The 24849-nt window shown below is 63.8% G+C and carries 29 protein-coding genes; 21 read left to right on the top strand and 8 right to left on the bottom strand.

Annotated features, from left to right (window positions below; all coding sequences use genetic code 11):
- Nucleotides 1-54 precede the first annotated feature (54 nt).
- Complete coding sequence (locus AC6I97_RS00445; RefSeq protein WP_497943763.1) at nt 55-1038, top strand: LacI family DNA-binding transcriptional regulator; 984 nt, start codon at nt 55-57, stop codon at nt 1036-1038.
- Between the two features lie 92 nt (nt 1039-1130).
- Here AC6I97_RS00445 and AC6I97_RS00440 read toward each other — a convergent pair whose 3' ends face one another.
- A complete protein-coding gene (locus AC6I97_RS00440) occupies nt 1131-1295 on the bottom strand; it encodes a hypothetical protein (protein WP_224166129.1) in 165 nt (54 codons plus the stop codon).
- 210 nt (nt 1296-1505) lie between these two features.
- On the opposite strand from AC6I97_RS00440, the gene AC6I97_RS00435 reads away from it, so the two are divergent.
- The 4 genes from AC6I97_RS00435 to AC6I97_RS00420 all read left to right on the top strand — a co-directional run bounded on the left by AC6I97_RS00435 (nt 1506) and on the right by AC6I97_RS00420 (nt 4125).
- Entirely contained in the window at nt 1506-2327 is an 822-nt protein-coding gene (locus AC6I97_RS00435; RefSeq protein WP_309929379.1) for a hypothetical protein, read from the top strand.
- Complete coding sequence (locus AC6I97_RS00430; RefSeq protein ID WP_224094888.1) at nt 2311-3060, top strand: LamB/YcsF family protein; 750 nt, start codon at nt 2311-2313, stop codon at nt 3058-3060. The genes AC6I97_RS00435 and AC6I97_RS00430 overlap by 17 nt, the downstream gene beginning before the upstream one ends.
- A gap of 47 nt (nt 3061-3107) precedes the next feature.
- Complete coding sequence (locus AC6I97_RS00425; protein ID WP_497943762.1) at nt 3108-3920, top strand: 5-oxoprolinase subunit C family protein; 813 nt, start codon at nt 3108-3110, stop codon at nt 3918-3920.
- 73 nt (nt 3921-3993) lie between these two features.
- Complete coding sequence (locus AC6I97_RS00420; RefSeq protein WP_497943761.1) at nt 3994-4125, top strand: hypothetical protein; 132 nt, start codon at nt 3994-3996, stop codon at nt 4123-4125.
- Between the two features lie 5 nt (nt 4126-4130).
- Here AC6I97_RS00420 and AC6I97_RS00415 read toward each other — a convergent pair whose 3' ends face one another.
- Nucleotides 4131-5486, bottom strand: coding sequence for a DUF445 domain-containing protein (locus AC6I97_RS00415; RefSeq protein WP_497943760.1), 1356 nt, complete (start codon nt 5484-5486; stop codon nt 4131-4133).
- A 49-nt stretch (nt 5487-5535) separates the two neighbouring features.
- Between AC6I97_RS00415 and AC6I97_RS00410 the strand changes: the two genes are divergently transcribed.
- The 4 genes from AC6I97_RS00410 to AC6I97_RS00395 are packed head-to-tail and all read left to right on the top strand — an operon-like array spanning nt 5536 to nt 7985.
- Nucleotides 5536-6426, top strand: a complete 891-nt coding sequence (locus AC6I97_RS00410) for a glycerophosphodiester phosphodiesterase (RefSeq protein WP_497943759.1) — start codon at nt 5536-5538, stop codon at nt 6424-6426.
- Nucleotides 6427-6469: 43 nt separating this feature from the next.
- Entirely contained in the window at nt 6470-6904 is a 435-nt protein-coding gene (locus AC6I97_RS00405; protein ID WP_497943758.1) for a DoxX family protein, read from the top strand.
- A complete protein-coding gene (locus tag AC6I97_RS00400) occupies nt 6901-7677 on the top strand; it encodes an AzlC family ABC transporter permease (RefSeq protein WP_497943757.1) in 777 nt (258 codons plus the stop codon). The genes AC6I97_RS00405 and AC6I97_RS00400 overlap by 4 nt, the downstream gene beginning before the upstream one ends.
- Nucleotides 7674-7985, top strand: a complete 312-nt coding sequence (locus AC6I97_RS00395; RefSeq protein ID WP_223947666.1) for an AzlD domain-containing protein — start codon at nt 7674-7676, stop codon at nt 7983-7985. Before AC6I97_RS00400 ends, AC6I97_RS00395 begins: the two co-directional genes overlap by 4 nt.
- Before the next feature lie 3 nt (nt 7986-7988).
- On the opposite strand, the gene AC6I97_RS00390 is transcribed toward AC6I97_RS00395, so the two are convergent.
- On the bottom strand, nt 7989-8618 hold the full coding sequence (locus tag AC6I97_RS00390) for a TetR/AcrR family transcriptional regulator (RefSeq protein WP_224094902.1): 630 nt from the start codon (nt 8616-8618) through the stop codon (nt 7989-7991).
- 92 nt (nt 8619-8710) lie between these two features.
- Between AC6I97_RS00390 and AC6I97_RS00385 the strand changes: the two genes are divergently transcribed.
- From AC6I97_RS00385 to AC6I97_RS00375, 3 genes are read left to right on the top strand one after another with little or no spacing between them, the layout of a single operon-like run.
- Nucleotides 8711-9043, top strand: coding sequence for a thiamine-binding protein (locus tag AC6I97_RS00385; protein WP_224094903.1), 333 nt, complete (start codon nt 8711-8713; stop codon nt 9041-9043).
- A gap of 39 nt (nt 9044-9082) precedes the next feature.
- Complete coding sequence (locus tag AC6I97_RS00380; RefSeq protein WP_497943756.1) at nt 9083-9754, top strand: O-methyltransferase; 672 nt, start codon at nt 9083-9085, stop codon at nt 9752-9754.
- A 3-nt stretch (nt 9755-9757) separates the two neighbouring features.
- Nucleotides 9758-10294 (top strand): GNAT family N-acetyltransferase, encoded by a 537-nt coding sequence (locus AC6I97_RS00375; RefSeq protein ID WP_497943755.1) that lies wholly within the window; start codon nt 9758-9760, stop codon nt 10292-10294.
- On the opposite strand, the gene AC6I97_RS00370 is transcribed toward AC6I97_RS00375, so the two are convergent.
- Nucleotides 10279-10521 (bottom strand): hypothetical protein, encoded by a 243-nt coding sequence (locus tag AC6I97_RS00370; protein WP_309929403.1) that lies wholly within the window; start codon nt 10519-10521, stop codon nt 10279-10281. The two genes, AC6I97_RS00375 and AC6I97_RS00370, sit on opposite strands and share 16 nt — an antisense overlap.
- A 119-nt stretch (nt 10522-10640) precedes the next feature.
- On the opposite strand from AC6I97_RS00370, the gene AC6I97_RS00365 reads away from it, so the two are divergent.
- On the top strand, nt 10641-11558 hold the full coding sequence (locus AC6I97_RS00365) for a spermidine synthase (RefSeq protein ID WP_497943754.1): 918 nt from the start codon (nt 10641-10643) through the stop codon (nt 11556-11558).
- On the opposite strand, the gene AC6I97_RS00360 is transcribed toward AC6I97_RS00365, so the two are convergent.
- Nucleotides 11547-12437 carry a LysR family transcriptional regulator gene (locus AC6I97_RS00360; protein WP_497943753.1) on the bottom strand — a complete coding sequence of 297 codons (891 nt, stop codon included), beginning with the start codon at nt 12435-12437 and terminating at the stop codon, nt 11547-11549. The two genes, AC6I97_RS00365 and AC6I97_RS00360, sit on opposite strands and share 12 nt — an antisense overlap.
- 149 nt (nt 12438-12586) lie before the next feature.
- Between AC6I97_RS00360 and AC6I97_RS00355 the strand changes: the two genes are divergently transcribed.
- Both AC6I97_RS00355 and AC6I97_RS00350 read left to right on the top strand, forming a co-directional pair.
- The gene (locus tag AC6I97_RS00355; protein WP_497943752.1) at nt 12587-13984 is read left to right on the top strand and encodes an MFS transporter; all 1398 of its coding nucleotides are present in this window, start codon (nt 12587-12589) and stop codon (nt 13982-13984) included.
- 4 nt (nt 13985-13988) lie between these two features.
- Complete coding sequence (locus AC6I97_RS00350) at nt 13989-14738, top strand: 3-hydroxybutyrate dehydrogenase (RefSeq protein ID WP_224166143.1); 750 nt, start codon at nt 13989-13991, stop codon at nt 14736-14738.
- 76 nt (nt 14739-14814) lie between these two features.
- Here the strand turns inward: AC6I97_RS00350 and AC6I97_RS00345 are convergent, their stop codons facing one another.
- Complete coding sequence (locus AC6I97_RS00345) at nt 14815-16251, bottom strand: amino acid permease (RefSeq protein ID WP_497943751.1); 1437 nt, start codon at nt 16249-16251, stop codon at nt 14815-14817.
- A 187-nt stretch (nt 16252-16438) separates the two neighbouring features.
- Here AC6I97_RS00345 and AC6I97_RS00340 point away from each other — a divergent pair, with 187 nt between their 5' ends.
- The 3 genes from AC6I97_RS00340 to AC6I97_RS00330 all read left to right on the top strand — a co-directional run bounded on the left by AC6I97_RS00340 (nt 16439) and on the right by AC6I97_RS00330 (nt 20029).
- Nucleotides 16439-17425, top strand: a complete 987-nt coding sequence (locus AC6I97_RS00340; protein ID WP_497943750.1) for an ABC transporter ATP-binding protein — start codon at nt 16439-16441, stop codon at nt 17423-17425.
- Nucleotide 17426: 1 nt separating this feature from the next.
- Nucleotides 17427-19049, top strand: a complete 1623-nt coding sequence (locus AC6I97_RS00335) for an ABC transporter permease (RefSeq protein WP_497943749.1) — start codon at nt 17427-17429, stop codon at nt 19047-19049.
- Between the two features lie 173 nt (nt 19050-19222).
- A complete protein-coding gene (locus AC6I97_RS00330) occupies nt 19223-20029 on the top strand; it encodes an IclR family transcriptional regulator (protein WP_224166146.1) in 807 nt (268 codons plus the stop codon).
- A 23-nt stretch (nt 20030-20052) separates the two neighbouring features.
- Here the strand turns inward: AC6I97_RS00330 and AC6I97_RS00325 are convergent, their stop codons facing one another.
- Nucleotides 20053-20541 (bottom strand): SRPBCC family protein, encoded by a 489-nt coding sequence (locus AC6I97_RS00325; RefSeq protein ID WP_224094923.1) that lies wholly within the window; start codon nt 20539-20541, stop codon nt 20053-20055.
- Nucleotides 20542-20748: 207 nt separating this feature from the next.
- Here AC6I97_RS00325 and hutU point away from each other — a divergent pair, with 207 nt between their 5' ends.
- The 3 genes from hutU to AC6I97_RS00310 all read left to right on the top strand — a co-directional run bounded on the left by hutU (nt 20749) and on the right by AC6I97_RS00310 (nt 24519).
- Nucleotides 20749-22476 (top strand): urocanate hydratase, encoded by a 1728-nt coding sequence (hutU, locus tag AC6I97_RS00320; protein ID WP_497943748.1) that lies wholly within the window; start codon nt 20749-20751, stop codon nt 22474-22476.
- Between the two features lie 4 nt (nt 22477-22480).
- Nucleotides 22481-24073 carry a histidine ammonia-lyase gene (hutH, locus tag AC6I97_RS00315; protein WP_224094925.1) on the top strand — a complete coding sequence of 531 codons (1593 nt, stop codon included), beginning with the start codon at nt 22481-22483 and terminating at the stop codon, nt 24071-24073.
- Nucleotides 24074-24270: 197 nt separating this feature from the next.
- The gene (locus AC6I97_RS00310; RefSeq protein WP_216922354.1) at nt 24271-24519 is read left to right on the top strand and encodes a hypothetical protein; all 249 of its coding nucleotides are present in this window, start codon (nt 24271-24273) and stop codon (nt 24517-24519) included.
- A gap of 66 nt (nt 24520-24585) precedes the next feature.
- Here AC6I97_RS00310 and AC6I97_RS00305 read toward each other — a convergent pair whose 3' ends face one another.
- The gene (locus AC6I97_RS00305) at nt 24586-24807 is read right to left on the bottom strand and encodes a hypothetical protein (protein ID WP_216922352.1); all 222 of its coding nucleotides are present in this window, start codon (nt 24805-24807) and stop codon (nt 24586-24588) included.
- Nucleotides 24808-24849: the final 42 nt, after the last annotated feature.

Raw genomic sequence — 24849 nt, 5'->3', positions numbered from 1 at the left:
CCGTTTGTGTCTTAGATCGTTCTATAGACTGGCTGCGGGCGAAGGAGGGCCACGATGGGAAAGCGTCCCACACTGATGGACGTCGCTGAAGCGGCAGGGGTTTCCCGTGCGCTCGTTTCCATCGTGATGCGGGACGCTCCTGGAGCCTCTGAAGCCACGCGGCTTAAAGTCCGGCAAGCGGCCAAGGAACTCGGCTACCGTCCCGATAGCCGTGCGCGTCTTCTCCGCAGCAGCCGGACGAGGCTGCTGGGTGTCAGCTTTTCCACGTCGCACCCGTTCCACGCCGAAATCGTCGATGCCGCTTACGCCGGAGCAACTGAGCGCGGCTACGATATCGCGCTAAGCGCAGTGGCCAACGGCCGGCCGGAATCGCGTGCCGTCGAGTCTCTCCTGGACCTGGGTTGTGAAGCCCTGATCATGATTTCTCCAGCGCTGGGGGAGGACGAGCTGGCCGGTTATGCCGCAAGGCTCCCTGTGGTCAGCCTGCTCCGCGACGACGTCGGCGAATCCCTGGACTCGGTCAGCAGCGATGACGACGCCGGTATCCGCATCGCAGTGGAATATCTCACCTCGCTGGGGCATCGGAGAATTGCCCACGTAGACGGCGGGGACGCTGTTTCGAGTCCACAACGCCGCGACGCATTCCGGGCAGAGATGGCTGGCCGGGGGCTGGAAGCCCGGGTGATTCCCGGTGGCGCCACCGAAGAAGACGGCCTCCGGGCTGGTCGGGAGCTTCTGGAGGACCTGCCCACCGCCGTCCTTGCCTTCAACGATCGCTGCGCACTGGGCATCTGGGAAAGCTTCCGGGCAGCTGGGCTCAGCGTCCCTGAGGATGTGTCCGTCCTCGGTTACGACGATAGCCAGTTCGCCCGCCTTAGCTACGTCCAGTTGTCCTCCGTCAGCCAGGACGCCCCGCTTCTGGCGCGGGCCGCCGTCGACCGTGCCATCGATCGGCTGGAAGGCTCGACGCCGCCGGCGCACCTTGTGCGGACACCGCACCTGGTTATCCGCAACACCACCGGGCCCGCCCCAAAATAGCCCGCGGCCGGCCCGGTGGGTTCATGACTAGCGCACGCCAAGGGCTGGCCGCTCTTGAAGGCGTCCAGCGGTAAGTGCGGGAGGAACCGGAGTTATGAAGCGCCCGACGGCGGGGCGTCGTCGTCGAAATCGGGCCCCTCGGCAGCATCCTGGCTGTGGATGCCGGTATCGTGCGAAACCCAGCCTTCCGTCTCTCCCTCTGCAGGGGCGTCGGTGTGGTGCCGGATGATGTGCTGTGTCTTGTCGTTTGCGTTCATTACGGATACTCCCTGTCCGTGCTTGGACTGCTTCCGTGAGTGCACTCAAGTCTACGCCGGCCCGGCTCTCTTGAGAGGTCCGCCCTGCGCTGAATCCTCGCCCGGAAACGCGCAGAACAGGCCTCTCAACGGGCCATACGAAGCTACGGGTGGCATAGGCTGAACGCAGTAGTTCTCCGCGAAACGACTAACTGCCATGCAGAGGTGAAGATGCCCAAGCGCCCCAACCCGGCGGTGAAAATCGCCCAAGAGACAGCCCACAACGCAGTATTCGACGCCCAAGGCAACGCCAAGCCGGGTGTGCACAATGTCTTGCTGCGCGCCGTCGAAATCCAGCGGCCACTAGTTCTGGCAAACCTGCGCAGAATGCAGCGCAGGCATCCAAAGGCGTCGCCCGCGCAGCTTGCCGCGAAACTGGAGCGCGACTACTTGGCCGCCATCACCGGCGGGGGAGCTGCCGTGGGGGCCACCGCCGTCGTGCCTGGCATCGGAACCGCAGCCTCGCTGGGACTCTCCGCCCTTGCCACCGTCGGGTTCCTGGAGACCACCGCGCTTTATGCATCAACACTGGCGGAGCTCCACGGCATCCGGCTGACGGACCCGGAACGGGCAAGGACGATGGTCATGGCCATCATGCTCGGCGAGGAAGGCACGTCTCTGCTGGGTGCCCTCAGCGGCCAGTCCCTTGGACGAGGCAAGGGCGTGACCAATGCCTGGGGCACGACACTCACCAAGAAGATTCCCGGCAGTGGCTTTGGCGTCATTCGCGATGCCATCCAGCGCGCGTTCCTGAAGAACCTCCTGAAGCGCCAAGGCTCCGCGTTCCTGGGACGAGCCCTGCCGTTTGGCGTGGGTGCCGTGGTGGGTGGTGCCGGCAACCTGATGATGGGCCGCGCAGTCGTCGCAACTGCCAAGGAAGCCTTTGGTCCGCTGCCCGATACGATCCCCGGCGAACTGCTGGCGGGCGCACCCACCAACGAGACCAACAACAATCTGACGCTGGAAGGCGGTAACAGTGGACCTCAACGCTGATCTGGGGGAGTCGTTCGGCTCCTGGACCATGGGCGACGACGCCTCGATGTTCCGCATCGTGAGCAGCGCCAACGTGGCCTGCGGTTTCCACGCCGGAGACCCACTGACCATGCTGGACAGCTGCCGTGCCGCTTTCGAACTGGACGTTCGCGTCGGCGCGCATGTGGGGTACCGGGACCTGGCCGGCTTTGGACGGCGCTCGCTGGACATGACCTTCGACGAACTGTTCGGCGATGTCCTCTACCAACTCGGCGCCCTCGACGGCATGGCCCACGCCGTGGGAGCGTCCGTGGATTACGTCAAACCGCACGGCGCGCTGTACAACAGGATCGTCCACGATCCCGACCAAGCTGAGGCCGTGGTTGCCGCCGTCCATGCCTACGATCCCGGGCTGCCGGTGCTGGGCTTGCCGGGCTCGGCCTGGCTGAAGCTGGCCGAGGAATCCGGACACCCGGTCTTCCGGGAAGCATTCGTGGACAGGGCGTACCTTCCTGACGGCACACTGGTCCCGCGATCCGAGGAAGGCGCAGTGCTGCACGACCCCGCAGCGGTAGTCGCCCAGGCCGTTCGGCTGGCGACGCGTAAAGAAGTGGTGGCCGTGGACGGAACCATTGTCCCGGTGAGCGCCGATTCCCTCTGCATCCATGGCGATACTCCTGGAGCTGTGAACATGGCCGCCGCCGTTCGGGCAGGCTTGGAGGAAGCAGGGGTGGAAATTGATGCGTTCGCCTAGTTTGTCCTGGAACGCACCTTGAAGACGAGGTACTTGAGGAGGTTTTAATGGGTGCCGTTGCTGTTGATCCGGGCCCCTTGACCCTGGCCCTTGCACCTGACCAGGCCCTGGACCGCGCCTCCCTGCACCTTGCCAACGCAATGCTGGGCAACCCTGACTCTGCGGGCGGCCTGGAGATACTTTTGGGTGGTCTCCGGCTCCGGTTCGTCACGGCCTCGGCCTTGGCCGTCACGGGCGCGGAAGGCGTGGTCAAGCTCAACGGCTCCGAGCTGCCGTTCAACAAGGCTGTCCGCGTCAGCCCGGGGGCGGTATTGGAGTTTGGGCCGGCGCTGTTCGGGATCCGGTACTACCTGGCCGTTCAGGGTGGCATCGAACCCCAGGCGGAACCCCTTCGCGCCGGCGGGACCCTGACTTTCGGGCGCGCCCACGGCCATAATATTTCGACGGAGAACCACGCCCCGCGTCGGGCCCTGGACCCCGAACGTCCGGTGGTGGCCCGAGTGGAGCGGGGCCCGCAAGCCCAAAATTACGACGCCGATACCTGGCTTCGGTTGACCAGCGAACCATGGATCCTCTCGCCGGAATCGGACCGGGTAGGTGCCCGGTTGGTGGGGCGCCCACTCGAGCCCGCCGGTGCGACGGCGGTGGCGGGCGCCACTGGGCCGGCCACGACTCCAGCACCCCAGACACAACCGTTGCTTTCAGGCTCGGTCCTGTTGCCGCCGTCGGGCTTTCCCGTCATTGCGCTCGCCGGCCACCCGCCGACGAGCAAGTCCCCCGTGATCGCAGTTGTTCGCGACGAAGACCTGGACCTGCTGGGCCAAGCGCGGCCGGGACAGATGGTTCATTTGCTGGGGTGATACCGGGCCAGCCAAGTCTGGATCCGGGGCAACTCACCCCACTCAGCGGAGTTCGTGCCGCCCCATCACGGTCGTGTTATGGCAGCCATGGAAGACCTGGTCGGCCGCCGGGAAAGTGCGTGGGGTCAGCGTATGGCTGGCACGTGACATCATCGCAGCGCTGGACGACTTCGCTGCACGGTCCGGCCGCCGCGTCCGCTACTGACGGCCTTAGCCGAACAGCAGGTGCGCCACCGTGAAGATCGCGAGTCCGGCCAGGGCACCCACAACGGTTCCGTTGATCCGGATGTACTGGAGGTCCTTGCCCACTTGCAGCTCGATCTTCTGGGACGTTTCCTCGGCATCCCATCGAGCGACCGTGTCTGAGATGACGCCTGCGATGTCCGATCGGTAGGTGTTCACGAGGTAGCCCGCAGCGTCGCCAATCCAGGCGTTGATTTTGCCGGCGAGTTCGTCGTCGTTGACCAGCCGCGAACCGAAGTCCCGGACGGCGCTCTTGAACCGCTGGCTGAGTTCGCTGTCGGGATCGTCGACGGCGGTGAGCAGCGCATTCTTGACCGTTCCCCAGGTGCGCGAGGCCAATTCCCGGACTTCAGGATCACCTAGGATTTGGGCCTTGATGGTCTCGGCGCGCTCGATCATGGCAGGATCATGCTGCAGGTCCTGCGCCAGGTCGGTCAGGTAAGCGTCGATCGATTTGCGCACTCGATGGTTCTGGTCATTTTGCACAGCGCGGACGAACTTCAGGAGTTCGACGTATACCTTGTCGCTCACCAGCCCATCCACGAACGTCGGCACCCACACCGGCGAGCGGTCCGAAACCAGCCTGTTGACCGTTGCATGGTTGGCATCCATCCAATCCGCGGCACGGTCAACCAGCAGGTCCACCAGCTTGTGGTGATGCCCGTCAGCGAAGATCCGTTCCGCCATCCGGCCCACGGGCGGTCCCCACGGCGGGGTGAGCAGGTGCTTGCGGACCATGCCCTCAATAACTGCTTGCACGTCGTCGTCGTTCAGCACGGTGAACGCGCCGCGGATCATCGCGCCGCCTTCCTTGGCCACACGTTCGGCGCCTCCCGGTCCGGATAGCCAACGGCCCGCCTTGCGGGCAATGTCTATGCTCGCCAACTTGTCCTGCACAACTTCCTGTGACAGGAAGTTGCTCTCCACGAACTCACTCAGCGATTCGCCTATCTGGTCCTTCCGGCGGGGAATGATGGCTGTATGCGGGATCTTCAAGCCCATGGGGTACTTGAACAGCGCCGTGACCGCGAACCAGTCAGCCAAAGCACCGACCATGCCACCCTCGGCCGCTGCCCTGACATACTCAAGCCACGGGTACTGCTTCTGGAAAGCGAACGCCAGCATGAACACAATGGCCATGCCTATCAACAGCGCCAGGGCCAGCCGTTTCATGCGGCGCAGAGCCGCTGCCTTTTCCTCGTCTCCCGCGGAGCGGCCGACGACGGCGGACCCCCGTTGCGTGGCTCCGGAAGCTGTCGCTTGGGCTGGCTGGGCTTGGTTGGTGAGGTCTTCGGCCGGGATTTGTTCAGAGTTCACCTGCATTAGCCCAGCGTAGCCCCGTGCGTGCAGCCGCGTGGGCTACCGTGGCTGCATGACTAGCGACGATTTGGCCCCTCGCCGGCCCAAGGTCTACGCACACCGCGGCGCCAGTGCTGCGTTCGCGGAACACACCCGTGCGGCCTACCTCAAGGCGATTGCTGACGGAGCTGATGGCGTTGAGTGCGATGTCCACTTGACCCGGGACCAGCACGTCGTCCTTCTGCATGATGCCAACCTGGACCGCACTTCCACCGGCACCGGCCCGGTCTCGGAGAAGACCCTTGAGGAACTCCGGGCCTTGGACTTCTCCTCCTGGAAGGGCGCCCGGATACCGGATGCCTACGGCGGGATCGCTGATCAATTCCTTACGCTGCCGGAACTGCTGGACATTCTGCGTGGCGCGGGGCGCGAGATAGGTTTGGCGATCGAGCTCAAGCACCCCAGCCCCTACCAGCTCAACCTTGAGGACAGGGTTCTGGACGTGCTGCTCAGTGAGGGATGGATACCCGGGGAGTCCCGGCTTGAGAACATCCAGGTCTCTTTCATGAGCTTCGATTCCGACTCGATCCAACACCTGCTGAAGAAGGTCCCAGCCCAGCACATTTGCCAGTTGGTGGACAACTTTTCGGTGCAGGAGCTTCGGCAAGAGCTGGGCCTGGGTCCGATCACGGCAGGTGCGGTGGCCAACGTCATGAAGGCAACCCAGTTGGAGGCTGAACGCATCCTTGATCACGGCGAGGTAGGGATTGCCGGGCCAGGCATCGACTACGTGCGGGAACATGCCCGCAACGTCCAACGCTGGCTGGAATCCGGCAGGGTATTCAGGGTCTGGACCGTGGACTCGGAGAAGGACGTAGCTCTGTGCCAGGGGCTGGGCATCCATGAGATCACCACGAACAAACCCGCGCAGGTCCTGGCCCAGCTTCAGGTCCCAAGCAGATAACACCGAACTTTGGGCCCCACCGCGCTTGTGATTGAGTGGTCTCATGTCATTTCGCTGGTCAGCCCGTGCCACCCAAACCACTTCTGCCATTGGTCTGGGCGCACTCCTCCTGGCCAGTGCCATGAAGCATTTCCGCACCCCGGGGTTCTATTACCCCGTTGTACCGGATTACTTGTGCAGGAGGGACGAGCCGGGGAGCCAGCCGAATGGCCCACTGGCTCTTATGTCCCGTGAGGAATGGGTCGCTTCCAGCGGCCTGCTCGAGGCGACTGCCGCCGTCGGGCTTTTCATCCCAGCCACCCGCAAAGTGGCTGCGGACGCCACAACAGCCATGTTTACCATATTCCTTGCAGGGCATATAGATGCCCTCCGCCGTGCATATGGTCCCAACGGCACGCCCAGCCAGCGACGCATCCACACGCTGAGATTGCCTCTTCAGGTTCCGCTCATCCTGTGGTCCTGGAGCCTGCGGAAGTGAGTGGAGGTCCGGCAGTTCCCTTGAAACTCAAGGACTCGCCAGCTTTCAAGATTGCCCTGTCGCTGAGCATTGCCACAGGCCTCTATGGCGTGTCCTTTGGTGCGCTTTCCGTGGCGTCAGGTTTCGATTTCTGGCAAACAATGGTGCTGAGTCTTTTGCTGTTCAGTGGAGGTTCCCAGTTCGCGTTCATCGGCGTAGTGGCGGGTGGGGGATCCGGGGTGGCAGCCATGACGGCCAGCGCTTTGCTGGGACTGCGTAACGGAATATATGGCATGCAGATCAATGCCATGCTGCGTCCACATGGATGGCGGCGATACATCTCAGCCCACGTGACGATTGACGAGTCAACAGCGACGGCGTCCGGCCAGTCGGACCTCGACGAGCAACGCCGCGGTTTTTGGACAGCCGGCATCGGAATATTCATTCTCTGGAATATCTTTACTGCCATTGGTGCGCTGGCCGGCGACGCCATGGGCGATCCCAAACAGTGGGGCTTGGACGGCGCCGCGGTTGCTGCGTTCCTGGCATTGCTGTGGCCGCGGCTTAAGGGACGCGAACCGTGGGCCATCGCCGCGGCGTGTGCACTTGCGACGATTCTCGCCGTGCCGTTTGTTCCCTCGGGAGTTCCCATTTTGGTGGCTGCGCTGGTGGCCGGCGTGATCGGTTGGTTCAGCCACGCACGGATGGATGAAGGACTTGAGCCTGACCTCGACCCGTACGCGAGCAAGCAGGGGCACGGAGATAACCACACCGCCGGCAGGGGGAACGAATGAACCTCTGGCTCTGGATCCTCATCGCCTGTGCGCTTGCGTACCTGACCAAGCTGGTGGGCTATTTTGTCCCGGCCAAGCTGCTGCAGAGCCCGAGGATTATGCATATCGCAGGCACCATGACCATTGGGCTGCTGGCGTCCCTGACAGTGGTCAACGCCCTCGCTTCAGGACAGGGGCTCGTTTTGGACGCACGCATTGGCGCACTGGCGGCAGCCGCCGTCGCTCTTTGGCTTCGCGCGCCGTTCCTGGTGGTGGTCATCTCGGGTGCTGCCGCAGCAGCACTCCTGAGGTTGCTCGGCTGGGGCTAGCCGCTAGACGTCGTCGGTGAGCGTAACGCCCGGGATGGGTGATTGTTCCGGGAGCGGGCGGGAGGGACGTTCTGTCCGGATAGCGTCTTCAATGAGCGCCACAGGACGCTTCCAGGCTTCGGATCCGGGTTCCATGGTGTCTACGGCACCGATCAACATGGCAAGGAGCCGGACCATGTCCTCGATGGTGATATCGCGGCGCAGCGAACCCTGACCCTGACCGCGCTCCAGGAGCGTGGCCATGGAGCCGATAAGGCCGCCGGTAATGCCCATGAGGAGTCCGCGTCGGCCCGCGACGGCGTCGAGCAGGTTGGCGTCTTCGCTTGCCACCCCCATGACGGCATCGATGACGTTGATGAGACCCTCGGCGGCGTCCATGCCTTCGAGGGACGCATCTGCAACGGGATCTACATGCTGGCGAAGTTGGCGGGACAGGGCCGCAAGTACCAATTGTTCTTTATCGGAGAAGTTGCGGAACAGCGTAGCCGGACCCACTCCTGCCGTGGCGGCGATGGTCTGCAGGGGAACTTCGGGGCCGTGTTCCCGGAAGCACTGCCGGGCTGCGGTGATGATTTTGTCCACATTTCGTGCAGCGTCGGCCCTGAGGGGCTTGCGTTCAGAGGGCTGTTCCATGCTTGTCAGGGTAGCAACGGACAGGGGTTGAGCCTTTGTTACGCGGGAGTAGGCCGTTATGTGACAAACCAGTACGTGAAACACTGGATTTCATGTTGCTTGCATTCTCAGTCGCCCCTTCAGGCCAGCCCGCTTCCGCCACCAACGGCGGACCCACCCCCGACGCCTCCGTGCACGATGCCGTGGCCGCCGCGGTCAAGATCGTCCGGGAGTCCGGATTGCCGAACCAGACGGACTCCATGTTCACCACCATCGAAGGCGAATGGGATGAGGTCTTTGACGTCGTTAAGCGGGCGACGGAGGCCGTGGGCCGCTTTGGCAGCCGCGTCTCCTTGGTGATCAAAGCGGACATCCGGCCCGGTTACAGCGGTGAACTGACCGGTAAGGTAGAGCGTCTGGAAGAGGCTATTTCCACCACGGATTAGCTCTTTCCCCTGTCAGTGACCAGTGCAAGACTGGGGGCCATGATTGAACACGTGGCTGAACCCGGTTGGATTGACGTCGAGCATTACCTGACTGACGTCGTCGTGCGTCCTGATCCTGCCCACAAGCGCGCCCTGGCATCTGCAGCCGAGGCGGGCATGCCACAGATAGAAGTGGCGCCGAACGCCGGCAAGCTGCTCAAAATGCTCGTGCAGTTGTCCGGAGCCAGGCACGTCCTGGAGATTGGTACGTTGGCCGGTTTCAGCAGTATCTGGATGGCCCAGGGACTTCCCGACGACGGCCGGCTGGTGACGTGCGAGTACCTCCAAAAGCATGCTGACGTCGCACGGGCGAACGTGGACGCGGCCGGGGTGGGGCACAAGGTGGACATCAGGGTAGGTGCCGCGTTGGACACGCTGCCCACATTGGTGGGCGAGGAATCGTTCGATTTTGTGTTCATCGACGCGGACAAGGAGAACGACCCCAATTATCTTGACTGGGCCATCCGTCTTGGCCACCCCGGCACGGTAATCGTGATCGACAACGTCATCTGGGACGGCTCCATCCTGGAGCCTGCGCGGGACGAGGTGAACGCGCCGGGAATCGTCAAGGCCTTGGAAATGCTTGGCCAGGACCCACGTCTTGACTCCACGGCAATCCAGACTGTGGGCAGCAAGGGCTGGGACGGTTTCGCTATCGCCAGAGTGAGGTAGCCGATGGATTTCACGCTGCGCCCGGCAACTGTTGAGGACGCCGAAGCCATGACCATCATGCATGTCCACTCTTGGCGGGAGAGCTATGGGCACTTGCTGCCGCCGGAATTCTTCGCGAAGCAGGAAGCTGCCCTGCCGGACAGGATCGAGCGGTACAGGGCCTTGATCGCGGCAGGCCATCCGCGAATGCTGGCCCATGATCCCGATGGTGAATTGGTAGGAATCGCGGCTTCAGGACCGGGCAGGGATGAGGATAGCCCCTGTGACGTGGAGCTGTTCATGCTGTACACGCTGCAGCGGGTGCATGGCCGCGGCGTAGGCCAGGCGCTGGTGGACGAGCTCTTGGGTGATGGTCCGGCCTATCTGTGGGTCCTCGATGATAATCCGCGGGCCCAGGCCTTTACCGTCGCAACGGCTTCGTGCCCGATGGCAAGCGGCAGCTGTGCGATCCCTCGTGGTACTTACTGCCGGAACATCGGATGGTGCGGCCCCCCGTCGGGCTTTAAGGTGGGGACTTCTTGCCTTCAGGCGTGTTCATGATGGCGCGGCCTGGGGCGCCTGGCTGCCCGTGGCCTGGGCAGGAGATGCCGTAGCCGTCCTTGGCGTGCGCCGGGTGCCGGTTGCGTGGCGCCTGGGTGTTCGTCCTCGGGCGGTTCCTCCAGGAGGCTGGGCGGTTTGGGCACCCGGGCAATCAGTAGGCAGACCACGGTCAGCCAGGCGAACGCGACCGTAAACACCTCCACCCAAACCGATCCCAAAGCTTCCATGAAGAGATCTTATGGCCCAACGACGCTAAGTGGTAAGCATCCTTATTAAATGCTTCGATGGAATGCGATGATGCGCGACTCCACTAGGCTGGATCCATGACTCAGGCAGGGCGGTTTTAGTGGCGAAATCCGGTAAATCCAGCAAAGCAAGCAAGTCCGGCCGGGCGGGAAGGTCGACGGCGGGAGTCATTGAGCTGCCTGGCGGCACCCGTCCTGACGGTCCGGTAGCAGGCGTCTATTACATTGACACCGGCGACTGCGAACTGCTTCCCGATCCTGACAACAACAACGGCTGGCTCCTGAAGATCAACGGCGTGCTGAGCTCGCACATTGACCTCGCCGATCCGTTGTTCCTGGACTTTGAATACATGCGCTGGATCGCTGCGCTGGTGGAATCGAGATGGCCGCGGGAGGCAAAGCCAAAGCTGCGGGCCCTGCACCTGGGCGGGGGAGCCTGCTCCATGGCCCGATACTTCAATGCGGCTTACCCGGATGCTCGGCAGGTGGTGGTGGAGCTCGATGGAAAGCTCGCCGACTACGTCCGTGGCTGGTTCGAACTCCCCAAGGCGCCCTTGCTCCGGATCCGCGTCGGTGAAGCGCGTGCAGTGACCGAGTCCCTGACCCCTGGTACGCGGGACCTCATCATCAGGGACGTCTTCGCCGGAGCTTTTACGCCACGCGCCCTCACCACCCGCGAATTCAACGCCCACGCCGACGCCGTCCTGGCCCCCGATGGCTTGTACGTGGTCAATTCGGGCGACGCCCCGGATCTGAAGAATGCACGCGCTGATGCTGCCACCATCGCCGACACTTTTGAGCACACCATGATCATCGCCGACCCCGCCATGCTCAAGGGCCGCCGCTACGGGAACATGATCATGGCCGGCAGCCACGTGCCATTCGGCGACGACCCAACCCTGGCCCGCAAGCTCCTGGGCGGGGCCGTCCCTGCACACATCTGGAACGACGCCCAAGTGCGGGCCTTCGCCGCCGGGACGCCGGTTCGCCACGATCCGCCGGCGACTTCACCCGAGTAGCTCCTCCCGGCGGCGCTCCGTCTCCTCGCGCAGTGCCTGCACGACGGCGGCTACCGCTGGGCGGCGCATGGAGTCCGGCCGGAGGACCATCCAGTATGGGAGCAGCTCCGCGAAGTCGGCTGGCAGGAGCCGCACCAAATCTGCGTGACGATCGGCCATGAAGCAAGGCAGGAAGCCCACGCCCGCGCCGGCTCTCGTCGCCTCCACATGCACGAACACGTTGGTGGAGCTCAGCCCATCGCGCATGGACGGCACGAGTCTTCTTGGTGCGTCCAGATCGTCCACTTGGAGCATGGAGTCCACGAAGTAGACCAACTGATGCTGCGTAAGTTCCTCGATGGTGCGCGGCGTGCCGTTGGCTGCCAAGTACGCGCGGGAGGCGTACATTCCCAGCCGGTACTCGCCGAGCCTTATTGCTTCTGCCCGGTGGACCTGCGGCGTCCCCACCACCACCTCGATATCCAGGCCGGAGCGTTGCTGAAGCGCCCTGCGGGTGACGGTGACAATCTCAACGCTGAGCCCTGGGTGGTCGCGCCGAAGGCGGGCTACTGCCGGGGCGGCGATGTAGGCGCTGAAACCATCGGTTGCGGTCATGCGTACGACGCCGGTAATGGGGTCGGGTGCGCCGTCGCTGGGTCCCAGCGCGCCCACCGCAGTTTCAATGCGTTCGGCGACCAGTACCGCCTCTGTCCCCAACTCCGTCACTTCCCAGCCACCAGCGGCGCGGGCGAGGACGCGGCCGCCGAGGGCCTTCTCAAGGGCCGCTATCCTGCGCGAAACGGTGGTGTGGTTCAAGCCCAGGGCTTGTGCCGCCGTCGTGAATTTTCCTGACCGTGAGACGGCGAGAAGTATCAGGAGATCATCCGGATTGGGATTCATATCTGCAATTCTGCACACACTTAGTGCCGGTTTGGTCATTGAGGCCTGATGAATCTGCAGTAATACTCAGTGGAGCATTTCGTGTTGTGGATCACAGCATGCATCAGGGCACTGTCAAAAGGGTCAACGAGGACACTGAGGAGATGGATATGAGCGTAGAGCAGCGCTCCACATCAAAGGCCGGGAACGAATCCGCCAAGGGCTCCGGCCTTAAGAAGATCGTCGCTGCGTCCATGGTGGGCACAGTGGTGGAGTGGTACGAGTTCTTTCTCTACGCCACCGCCGCGACACTGGTTTTCGGCAAGTACTTCTTCCCGAGCACCGGCAACGAACTGGACGGCATCATCCAGGCGTTCCTGACCTACGCGGTTGGCTTCGTAGCCCGTCCACTGGGCGGAATCGTCTTCGGCCAGATCGGTGACAAGCTCGGCCGCAAGCCCACGCTCCAGCTGACCATTGTGATCGTGGGCGTCTCGACGTTCCTCATGGGCTGCCTCCCCGGCTTCGCCGAGCTGGGCTACTGGGCACCGGCCATGCTGGTGGCGCTCCGCTTCATCCAGGGCTTCGCGCTCGGTGGCGAGTGGGGAGGTGCCGTGCTCCTGGTAGCTGAACACAGCCCCAACAAGTCGCGCGGCTTCTGGTCATCCTGGCCGCAGGCAGCAGTTCCCGTGGGCAACCTCCTGGCTACGCTGGTCCTGTTCATCATGTCCACCACCCTGAGCAGCGAGGCCTTCCTCGGCTGGGGCTGGCGGGTCGCATTCTGGCTGTCCGCAGTGATCGTCTTCGTCGGCTACTACATCCGCACCCACGTCACCGAAGCACCCATCTTCCTCGAGGCCAAGGCACAGGTCGAGGAATCGAAGGCCATCAGCTACGGCGTCGGCGAGGTCATCCGCAAATATCCCAAGGGCATCCTGCAGGCCATGGGACTTCGCTTCGCAGAGAACATCATGTACTACCTCGTGGTGAGCTTCGCGATCGTCTACCTCAAGAGCGTCCACAAATACGACACCTCATCGCTCCTGCTGGCATTGCTCATTGCGCACGTGATCCACTTCCTGGTCATCCCGCAGGTTGGGCGTCTTGTTGACGCCTGGGGTCGCAAGCCCGTGTACCTGGCGGGAGCGATCGCCGGCGCAACCTGGCCGTTCTTCGCGTTCCCCATGTTCGACACCAAAAACGCCGTGGTCATCGTGGTGGCCGTGACCATCGGCCTGTGCCTGCACGCCTTCATGTACGCTGGGCAGCCCGCCATCATGTCCGAGCTCTTCCCCACCCGCATGCGCTACTCCGGCGTTTCGCTCGGCTCGCAGGTCACGTCGATCTTCGCTGGCTCGCTCGCCCCGCTGCTGGCAACGCAATGGCTCAAGGACACCGGCTCCTGGCTCCCCACCGCGATCTACCTCGTCGTCGCCTGCGCTATCACCGTCGTCGCAGTCGTTTCGCTGAAGGAAACCAAGGGCATCGCGCTCCAGGACGTGGACGAAGCCGACGCCGTTCGGCACGGACTGGCTACTTCAGCTGCCGGCACCGCAGCGAAAGGCTGATTCCATGGACAACTCCTTGAACGGACGCAAAGCACTGGTCACCGGCGGTGCCAGCGGAATCGGGGCGGCCTGCGCCCGGGCGCTCGCCGCACGCGGGGCGAAAGTAGTAGTGGCCGACGTCGATGCCTCCGGAGCTGCGGCCCTCGCCGACGAGCTGGGCGGCACGGCGTGGACGGTGGACCTGCTGGACGTCGAGGCCCTGGCTGCCCTCAGCCTCGACTGCGACATCCTGGTCAACAACGCCGGAATCCAGAAAGTAGCACCGATCGAGGAGTTCGAACCTGCTGAATTCAGGCGGATACTCGCGCTGATGCTGGAGGCCCCGTTCCTCCTCATCCGTGCCGCGCTCCCGCATATGTACGCCAACGGGTTCGGCCGGATCATCAACATCTCCTCGGTTCATGGGCTCCGGGCTTCGGCCTACAAGAGCGCCTACGTCTCCGCAAAGCATGGGCTGGAGGGCCTCAGCAAGGTCACTGCTTTGGAGGGCGGCGAGCACGGAGTGACGTCCAACTGCATCAACCCCGGATACGTCCGCACGCCCTTGGTGGAACGCCAGATCGCCGATCAAGCCCGGCTCCACGGCATCCCTGAATCGGAGGTCCTGGCCAAGGTGATGCTGACGGAGTCCGCGGTAAAGCGGCTGGTGGAGGTTGAGGAAGTGGCGTCGTTGGCAGCCTGGATGGCCTCGGACGACGCCGGCATGGTCACTGGCGCGAGCTACACGATGGACGGCGGGTGGTCGGCGAGGTAGCTGGTCCGCGAGGTGACAGTTAATGCCAATGTTCCGCGCGAACATTGGCATTAACTGTCACTTGGGCGCAGGGTTCCTAGACGGTCTCGTCCACGAGTTCCGCACGACGCAGGCCGCCACCGCGGACCCATAGCTTGTAAGCGACGAACAGCAGCACAAGCCATGTGCCGCCAACATAGAGTGCAACCCGGGTGTCCTCGAAGACACCGAGGATCACGATCACCATGGCCATGAACGCCATGGTCAGGATGGACGCGGCCGGCCACAGGGGCGAACCGAATTCCGACGCCGGAAGCCCCTTGCGCTTGATTTCCCGCTTCATGGCAACGTGCGAAGCAAGGATCATCACCCAAACCCACACCGTGGCAAACGTGGCTATCGAGGCGATCAGCACGAACACGTCTTCCGGGATCACAGCGTTCAACACGACGCCCACAAGGAGGATGCCGCCCATCATCACCACGGTCATCCAGGGGACGCCGTGCCGGGAGATCTTGCTGAAGCTCTTCGGTGCATGCCCTTGCTGGGCAAGGCCGAACAGGATGCGGCCGGCCCCGAAGATGTCGCTGTTGATCGCTGACAGCGCGGCAGTGATGACCACGGCATTGAGGATGTGCGGTGCAGCGGGGATGCCCAGGCCATCAAAGATCTGCACGAACGGGCTACCGCTGCTGCCGATTTCGTTCCACGGGAAGATGCTCATCAACACGCCCAGGGTCAGGACGTAGAACAACAGGACGCGGACCGGCACAGTGTTGACTGCCTGCGGAATGACCTTCTTGGGGTCGGCTGCTTCGCCGGCGGTAATGCCGATTGTCTCGATCCCACCGAAGGCGAACATCACGACGGCGAACGCGGCCAGGAGCCCTTCGAAACCGTTCGGGAACAAACCGCCGTGATGAACCAGGTTCCCCAACCCCGGTGCCACACCGCCGCCGTCGCCCGTCTGGAAGCCGAAGACGACGATTGCCGCGCCTCCGACGATCATGGCGATGATGGCCACCACCTTTATCAGCGAGAACCAGAACTCCAGCTCACCGAAGACCTTCACGCTCAACAGGTTCATGGCACCCAGGAAGAGAATGATCGCGAGGACCCAGATCCAGCGGTCCACCTGCGGGAACCAGAAGCCCATGTAGATGCTGAAGGCAGTGACATCGGCGATTGCGACAATGGCCATCTCGAACACATAGGTCCAGCCGGTCACGAAGCCGGCGAACGGTCCAAGGTATTTGCTCGCGTATTGGCCGAACGAGCCGGACACGGGGTGCCGGACGGCCATTTCGCCGAGCGCACGCATCACCATGAAGACGGCTGCGCCGCCGATGATGTAGGCCAGAAGGACGGCCGGGCCGGCTTTCTGTATGGCGGACGCGGAACCGTAGAACAGTCCTGTGCCGATTGCGGATCCGAGTGCCATAAAGCGGATGTGGCGGACGTTGAGGCCACGGCTCAGTGCCGTACCGGCGGCTTGGAGGACTGTGTCCTTCGAAGCCAGCGTGGTTTGTTGCATGGTAAAACCTTCTCGTCTTTGGGAGGGGATCGCTAACCAGCACATCACTTTTGGCGGCCTTGTGATTGGCCTCACGGGGGTTTGGTGTCTTTGATCGCAGACAGTGCGACAGGAGTCACAGCCGCGGTCCGGGCCGGACCAGCTCCCTTCCTTCACAGGGACGCTGATCCTGCGTAACGTCGGCTCCATGGACCCTGTCATCCAGACCGTCGATCTCCATAAGAACTTCGGCCGGGTCAAGGCACTGGACGGCCTCGACCTCGAAGTCCCTGCGGGGCAAGTCCACGGCTTCCTCGGCCCCAACGGTGCAGGGAAGTCCACCACGCTGCGTATTCTCCTGGGCCTGGCGCGGGCCTCGTCGGGCAGTGCAAGCGTCCTCGGAATGCACCCATGGGCAGACGCCGTCGAACTGCATCGGCGTGTTGCCAGCGTCCCGGGCGACGTCAGCATCTGGCCGAATCTCTCTGGGGGAGAGACCATCGATTTCCTTTCCCGGCTTCGTGACGGCGGGACGGATCGGGCGGAGTATCGACGCCGAAAGGAGCGTTTGTGCCAGCTCTTCGACTTTGACCCCACCAAGAAGGGCCGTGCCTACTCCAAGGGAAACCGCCAGAAAGTTGCGCTCATCGCAGCCCTGGTTGCCGACGCCGAGGTCTACCTTCTGGACGAGCCGACAAGCGGTCTGGATCCCCTGATGGAGGCCGTCTTTACCCGCGAGATTCGCCGGCTCGTCGGTGAGAAGGGAGCCACTGTCCTCCTCTCCAGCCACATCCTCTCCGAGGTGGAACAGCTGGCCGACAGTGTGAGCATCATCCGCGCAGGCCGAATAGTGGACGGCGGGACGCTTGACTCCCTGCGTCACCTGACGCGTACCGGGATCTCTTTCGCGCAGGACCAGGTGGACCTCGGTGGCCTCCAAAGCCTTTCCCAGGTCCACGACCTCACGGTGTCCGCCGGGCGGGTCAAGTTCAGCGCCGATTCGGATCGTGTCCACGAGATCCTGCCGATTCTTGGCCGTCTGGGTGTGCAGGGCCTCCTGGTCGCTCCACCGTCGCTTGAAGAGTTGTTCCTCCGGCACTATGGCGTTGCCCTTCCATCCCAAACAGAAGAAGTGAAGGCCGACGGCGGCACTCACCATCGGCGGCGTCGGCCGCCCGCCAAGACGGGCCTCTAAGATGAACCGCTTCGTGGATCTGTATTGGCAACGACTCCGCCGCGATCGTTGGCAGCTCCTGAGCTGGGTTGCTTCCATCGGTGCACTCGCCTATTTCGCCACAACAGCGGTGGCTTCGGCATATGGTGACGATGCTTCCCGCGCCGAGATCCTGCATATTGCCACGGCCACCCCGGCTATCTTGATACTCCGCGGCTTGGTCCGCGGCCCTGCCCTGGACGCGTTTACGTTTTTCCAGATTTTCGCCTTCCTGGGTGTCCTTGCCGGTTTGATGAATACCTTCCTGGCGGTGCGGCATACGCGCGCCGAAGAGGAAGCGGGCCGGGCCGAGCTCGTAGCGTCCACGGCAGCGGGCCGATGGATGCCGCTTGCGGCGACCATGACTCATGGGCTCGCTGCAAACGTACTGGTGGCCGCGGCGGTCTCGTTCGGCTTTGTGGCCGGCGGGCTCGATGCTGCGGGCTCGCTGGTTGCCGGATTTGCGGCCGGAGCCATTGGATTGGCGTTTCTCACGGTCGGATTGCTCGCGTCCGAGTTCATGAGCACCTCGCGTGGGGCAAACGGAGCGGCGGCGGGGCTGGTGGTGGCTGCCTATCTTTTGCGTGGTTTCGGGGACGCGACCGGCGAGGTCAGCCAGGACGGCCTCACTGTCACGGCAGCTTGGCCGAGCTGGGTTTCGCCCATCGGTTGGGGACAACAGACTTTTGCCTACACCGGAAACCGATTGTGGCCCCTGCTGTTGCCGCTGGGCCTCGGCGTCGTATGCGCCTCGCTTACCGCCGTCGTCATGTCCAGGCGCGATGTTGGCGCAAGCGTGCTGGCTGGACGACGTGGCCGGACGGACGCCCGCCGCTCACTCCGCGGACCCTTCGCCCTGGCACTGCGACTCCAGCAGGGCGCTATCGTCAGCTGGTGCATTGGCGGGTTCATCGCAGGCCTGCTCACCGGCGCCCTCGGCGCTGCCATCCAGCAGGTCAGCATCACGAATTCCTCCGTCACAGCGATCCTTAGGGCCATGATCGAGGCGCAAGGCACATCCATGACGCAGCTGGTCATCGCTGTCCTCTTTGAAATTGGTGGCATCCTGGCGGCGGCCTGCGGACTCCAGGCCGTTCTGCGATTGCGGCAGGAAGAAGTGGCGGGCACTGCCGAGCTGGTGCTTTCGGAACCGCAGGGGCGCATTCGTTGGTTTGGCAGCTTTCTCGGCCTCGGTGCGGCCTCGGTGGTGCTCGTTATGGTATTCGCGGCGTTCGGTGCCTGGTATTCCTTGCTGGTCTCCGGTGAATCAGTTGTTGAAGTGGGCAACGTATGGGAAACCGCCGGGGCTCAAATCCCGGCTGCCCTGCTCTACCTGTCGTTGCCCGCGGCGGTTTTTGTTACCTTTCCCCGGGCTACTGTTCCGGTGGGCTGGGCGTTGCTGGCGTTGGGCGTGGTGCTGGGGGTCTACGGCGGAATGCTTGGCTTCGACAAGTCGCTCAGGGACCTGTCTCCGTTCACGCACTCGCCAGTGGTTACCACCAGCGGAACCGATTGGAGCGGCGGCTTTTGGATGCTCGGGATTGGCGCGGCGCTTGTGGTGTTCGCGTTCGTTGCCGTGCGGCGTCGAGAGGTTGGCACTGCCTGAACCGCCCCCAAACTGAGGACTATAGTTAAGTCTGGTATTTCAGACACCGTAGTGGAAGTGCGGGCTGGCGCAGCGCCGATTAGGAGGGCACGCTTGAGTACGGGATACCGGACACGTCCGGCCGGGAGAGGCTGGACTGTGTCCCCTTCAGCAGTCTTGAGCAGTGAGGAACCATGACAACCACGCCACTGGCACCAGGCAAGGCCACGTCCAAGGTCCCTGCCGCCGAAAATACGCTGCGCATCCTGAAACTTCTGGCCTCACGCCGGGGGCCGATGGCGGCGTCGAACATCGCGACGGCGCTCGGCCTGCCCCGCTCCAGCGTCTACCACCTGCTCGGCGTCATGGAGGCCAACGGCTTCGTCCTGCATCTCCACGAAGAGCAGCGCTATGGACTCGGCATCAGCGCCTTCGAGCTCAGCTCGGCCTATTCGCGGCAGGAGCCCTTGTCGCGTCTCGGCCGGCCCATGCTGGCCTCGCTCGTGGACGCGATTGGCGAAAGCGCGCACCTCGCCGTGCTTCACGGCCGCGACGTCCTCTACATCGTGGAGGAACGTGCCAAGAACCGCCCAAGCCTGGTGACCGACGTCGGAGTCCGCCTGCCCAGCCACCTCACCGCGTCGGGCCGTGCGATCCTGGCCGCCCTGCCAAAGTCACAGGTTCGCGCCCTGTACCCGAACGCCGCCGCCTTCACATCGCGCCACGAAGTCGAATTCCCGATCATGAAGTACTCCGCCTTGTCCTCCCATCTGGACCAGGTGCGGCAGCGTGGCTACGCCACGGAAAACGGCGAGATCACGCCTGGATTCGGCTCTATCGCCGCCGCTGTGACTGACCATGTGGGATGGCCGACGGCGGCAGTCGCCGTTACGTTCCTGGAGGACAAAGTGCCGGCTGAGCAATGGCCGGTACTGGCTGCCCGCATCCGCAAGGCTGCCGACGAACTGTCGGTGCGCATTCACGGACGACCGGCCGGCTAGGCCCTTCGCATAGTTGATCCGCCCTAGTCGCCACGCGGCTTCGGTTCGCCGGGCTTCGGTTCGCCGGGCTTCAGCGTGCCCGGTTCCGTGGCCTCGCGCTCGACGAGTCTGCGGAAGGTCTCCAGCTCACCGCGGAAGCTGCCCCGGTAGGATCCCATGGCGAAAATCCGCCCGAAGATCGCCGCGATGAATCCCCGGGTTACGAACTCCTGGTGGATGCGCGTGCCGCCTGCCTCGGGAGCAAACCTCACATCCGACTCGCCCTTGAGGATCGCGTTGCCGAACCGTGTCCGGATGTGCCAGGGCCGTTCGACGGCGAGGATCTCCGTGGGGCTGGCCATCCGCCCGAACCACACCGTGTAGCGGCTGCCGACCTGGTCGATCGAGCCGGTGCGATCGGTCACGCGGGTGACTCCGCCGATCCATTCCTGGAACCGGTCCGGATCCGTCCAGGTCGCGAAAACCCGCTCGGGCGGAGCCGCAACCAAGGTAGTCACTCGGAACGTTGCCATGGGTCCAGCATGCGCTCCTTCTCGCGCGAATGCGAGGGCTGGCCGTACTTCACCAGGACGCTTGGGCGGAGGAAGGGCGAAGGGCGGCATGCGTCTGTAATCCCGGACAGCACCAGTTGAAAAGCCATTCCTGGGGCCTCGTAAAGGAGCTTTAGTAGAAGCAGAAGAACTTTCCACTACACACTTCCCAAAGACGAAGGAGTCATCATGGCACCCGCCGATTTCACTTCTGGTGCCCGTCCGGTTAAGGCCGCGCGGGGTACTGAGCTTACTGCCAAGTCGTGGCAGACCGAGGCGCCGTTGCGCATGTTGATGAACAACCTGGATCCGGAGGTTGCTGAGCGTCCGGATGATTTGGTGGTGTACGGGGGTACGGGCCGTGCGGTGCGGTCCTGGGCTGCGTTTGATGCGATTACCCGCACCCTGGAAACCATGGAGAAGGACGAAACCCTCCTGGTGCAGTCGGGCAAGCCGGTGGGTGTGTTCCGCACGCATGAGTGGGCTCCGCGGGTGTTGCTGGCGAACTCGAACCTGGTGGGGGACTGGGCGACGTGGCCGGAGTTCCGCCGCCTGGAGGCCGAGGGTTTGATGATGTACGGGCAGATGACGGCCGGGTCCTGGATTTACATCGGCACGCAGGGCATCCTGCAGGGCACCTATGAGACGTTCGCCGCGGTCGGGAACAAGCTCGCCGCGGAGGGCCGCCACCCGGCCCCCGCCGCGGAGGGCTCGTCCGAGGGTCCGCTGGCCGGGACGCTGACGTTGACTGGTGGGTGTGGTGGCATGGGTGGTGCGCAGCCGTTGGCGGTGACGTTGAATGATGGTGCGTGCCTGATCGTGGATGTGGACGAGACCCGTTTGCGTCGCCGGGCGGGCAAGCGGTACCTGGACGAGGTTGAAACGGATCTGGACGCGGCGATCGCGAAGGTCCAGGCCGCGAAGGCCGAGCGCCGTGGCTGGTCGGTGGGGTATGTGGGCAACGCCGCTGAGGTGTTCCCGGAACTGCTCCGCCGCCACAAGGCCGGGGACGTGACCTTCGATGTGGTCACGGACCAGACCAGTGCCCATGATCCCCTGAGCTACCTGCCGGAGGGCATCACGGTGGCGGAGTGGCACACGGAGGCTGAGGCTGATCCGGAAGGGTTCACGAAGAAGGCCCAGGCGTCCATGGCCCGGCAGGTGCAGGCGATGGTGGAGTTCCAGGACGCCGGGGCCGAGGTGTTTGATTACGGCAACTCGATCCGGGACGAGGCACGCAAGGGCGGCTATGAGCGGGCGTTCGAGTTCCCCGGGTTCGTCCCGGCGTACATCCGTCCGTTGTTCTGCGAGGGTCTGGGCCCGTTCCGCTGGGTCGCGCTGTCCGGGGACCCGGAAGACATTAGGGTCACGGACGAGGCGATCAAGGAGTTGTTCCCGGAGAACAAGCACCTGCACAAGTGGATCGACGCGGCCCAGGAGCGGGTGGAGTTCGAGGGGTTGCCGGCGCGTATTTGCTGGCTCGGGTACGGCGAACGCGCCAAGGCCGGGCTGCTGTTCAACCAGTTGGTGGCCGAGGGCAAGGTCAAGGCCCCGATCGTGATCGGCCGTGACCACCTGGACTCCGGCTCGGTGGCGTCCCCGTACCGGGAGACCGAGTCCATGGCCGACGGGTCCGACGCGATCGCTGACTGGCCGTTGCTGAACGCCCTGATCAATACCTCTTCGGGTGCTACCTGGGTTTCGATCCACCACGGCGGCGGGGTGGGTATCGGCCGGTCCCTGCACGCCGGGCAGGTTTCCGTCGCTGACGGCACGGACCTGGCCGCGGAGAAGCTCGAGCGGCTCCTGACCAACGACCCCGGCATGGGCGTCATCCGCCACGTCGACGCCGGCTACGACCGCGCCGTCGAAGTCGCCAACGAACGCGGCGTCCGCATCCCCATGAACGAGAAGTAAGAACATGACCATCACATCGAACGAACAGCTCACCGTTACCCTCGGTTCCAGTGGCGTGACCCCGGAAGACGTCGTCGCCGTCGCACGCCACGACGCCAAGGTGACCATTTCCCAGGAGGCCCTGGATAACGTTGCCAAGGTCCGGGCACACATCGACAGCCTCGCCACCAGCGATGTCCCCGCTTATGGGATCTCCACGGGCTTCGGTGCGCTGGCCAACCGCCACATCCCCAACGACCTCCGCACGCAGCTGCAGAAGTCGCTGATCCGCAGCCACGCAGCGGGCATGGGCCCGGCGGTCGAACGCGAAGTGGTCCGCGGCATCATGTTCCTCCGCGCCAAGACCCTGGCATCCGGCCGCACGGGTGTCCGTCCCGTGGTCCTGCAGACCATGGTGGACGTCCTCAATGCAGGCATTACCCCGCTGGTCCGCGAGTTCGGTTCGCTCGGTTGCTCCGGCGACCTCGCACCGCTGTCCCACTGCGCGCTGGTCCTGATGGGCGAAGGCGAAGCAACCGGTCCCGACGGCGAACTCTATGGTGTGCCCGGTAAGCAGACGGTCGCTGAGCTGCTCGCACAGCACGGCATCGAACCGGTCACGCTGGCGGAAAAGGAGGGCCTGGCCCTCGTCAACGGAACCGAAGGCATGCTCGGCATGCTCCTGATGGCCATCGCCGACATCCGTTTGTTGCTCGCGACGGCGGACGTCACCGCCGCGCTCAGCGTTGAGGCGCTGCTGGGCACCGACCAGGTGTTCCTGCCGGAGCTCCACGCTGCCCTGCGTCCGCACCCCGGCCAGGCTGCCAGCGCGGACAACATGCTGCGCGTGCTGTCCAACTCGCCCATCGTCGCATCCCACCGGATCAACGACACCAAGGTCCAGGACGCCTACTCGCTGCGTTGTGCCCCTCAGGTTGCCGGTGCTGTCCGCGACACCGTGGACCACGCCGCACTGGTGGCTTCCCGTGAACTTGCCGCTGCGATCGACAACCCCGTTGTCCTGCCGGACGGCCGCGTCACGTCCAACGGCAACTTCCACGGTGCGCCCGTGGCCTATGTCCTGGACTTCCTGGCGATCGCCGTCGCGGACCTCAGCTCCATCGCAGAGCGCCGCACGGACCGCATGCTGGACCCGGCCCGCTCGCACGGACTCCCGGCGTTCCTCGCCGGCGACCCTGGCGTCGATTCCGGCCTCATGATCGCCCAGTACACGCAGGCCGGGCTCGTTTCGGACAACAAGCGCCTGGCCGTGCCGGCATCGGTGGACTCCATCCCGAGCTCCGCCATGCAGGAAGACCACGTGTCCATGGGCTGGCATGCTGCCCGGAAACTTCGCAAGGCCGTGGAGAATCTCCGCCGCGTCCTGGCCGTGGAGCTGGTCACCAGCGCCCGCGCTATCGACATGCGCACGCAGATGTCCGACGGCGAACTGACCCCGGGCCCGGCCGGCACGGCTGTGCTTGAGGTGCTTCGTGAAGTGGTCCAGGGACCGGGAACCGATAGGTTCCTGTCGCCCGAACTCGAAGCGGCTGACCGCCTGGTTGGCTCCGGTGCGGTCCGTGCGGCCGCCGAATCCGCCGTCGGGGTTTTGGCCTGACGTCGAATAAAACGCTCATTTGATGGGCAAATTTGTCACGTCCCGGAAATTGTTCGCAACGCAATCTCCGGGGCGTGACAAATGTAGTAGAACTTATGGTGTACGTCACGTCCACGTCAACGACGCCGTGGGCTTGACGGTCAACCGTTCATAACTCAATACACAACAGCGAACATCCACAAAGGGGTAGAAGTTCAATGAAGGCACGTGGAGCAGTCCTCTCCAGACGAAACGCACACTCGGTTACGGTTTCGGACTGGAGGCAACTCAAGGTTGGCGAGCGCGTGGAGGTAGTCAAGTACGCGCACGTGATCGCGGCAGGGCTGATCGAGGAAGTCTCCGGCAGCGGGAATGTGGTGTGGCTTGAGCACTCAGGGCCGGGCGTCACCGAGGAAGGCAAGGAACTGTTCATGAAGTCCGACGGCGTGACTCTCCGCCGGGCGTAATGAAGCAAAAAGCCGGGGCTTGGGCCCCGGCTTTTTGCTTTTCTACTACAACTGCAATTACTACTATTACGCAGCGAGCACTTCGTGGGTCTGGCCGAAGGGAACGGATTCGTCCAGGGCCACTGTGTAGGTGCCGGGCTCGTGCCGGGTCACCAGAATGCCGCAGTTGGCATCTGCTGCTGCGTTCTTGATCAAAGCATCCACGGCGCGTTCAAGGCCGTCGTGGATCTCGTCTGCCTTGGAAAAGGACAGGCGAATTTCGCGTTCTGCAGTCATTGCAGCGGTCATTTGGGTGCCTCCTATTACTTGCCGCATGCGAGGGCGACCCGT

Source organism: Arthrobacter sp. TmtSoilC48 (assembly GCF_059739425.1).
This window is presented reverse-complemented; position numbering and strand designations above follow the sequence as displayed.